The 420-nt window shown below is 64.3% G+C and carries 2 protein-coding genes; both read left to right on the top strand.

What is annotated here, in order from left to right:
* A partial coding sequence (gene fdx / locus HNV26_RS37565) for an ISC system 2Fe-2S type ferredoxin (RefSeq protein ID WP_171453064.1) occupies positions 1-249 on the top strand: 249 nt, incomplete at its 5' end.
* Between the two features lie 34 nt (positions 250-283).
* On the top strand, positions 284-420 hold a 137-nt coding region (locus HNV26_RS39460), incomplete at its 3' end, for an exonuclease domain-containing protein (protein ID WP_366817114.1).

Below are 420 nucleotides of genomic sequence, written 5' to 3'. Positions count from 1 at the left end.
CTGCTCGACAACGGCATCCATATCGAGCACGCGTGCGACATGAGCTGCGCCTGCACCACCTGCCACGTGATCGTGCGCCAGGGCTACAACTCGCTGAACGAGGCCGAGGAAGAGGAAGAGGACCTGCTCGACCGGGCCTGGGGCCTGGAGCCGCAGTCGCGCCTGTCGTGCCCGGCGATCCTGGCGCAGGAGGACGTGACGGTGGAGATTCCCAAATACACCATCAACCATGCCAAGGAGAACCATTGATGGCCGTGCGGCGTGAACTGCGGGAGGGCCGGGCATGACGCGGCAGATCGTTCTCGATACCGAAACCACCGGCCTCTCCGCCGAAGGCGGCGACCGCATCATCGAGCTGGGCTGCGTCGAGTTGCTGAACCGCAAGCTCACGGGCAACAACCTGCACCTGTACTTCAACCC

The sequence above is a fragment of the Myxococcus xanthus genome (genome assembly GCF_013116825.1).
In the GTDB taxonomy this organism is placed as follows: Bacteria; Myxococcota; Myxococcia; order Myxococcales; family Myxococcaceae; genus Myxococcus; species Myxococcus xanthus_B.
The sequence above is the reverse complement of the archived record's forward strand: the minus strand, read 5'-3'. Positions and strand labels throughout refer to the sequence as shown.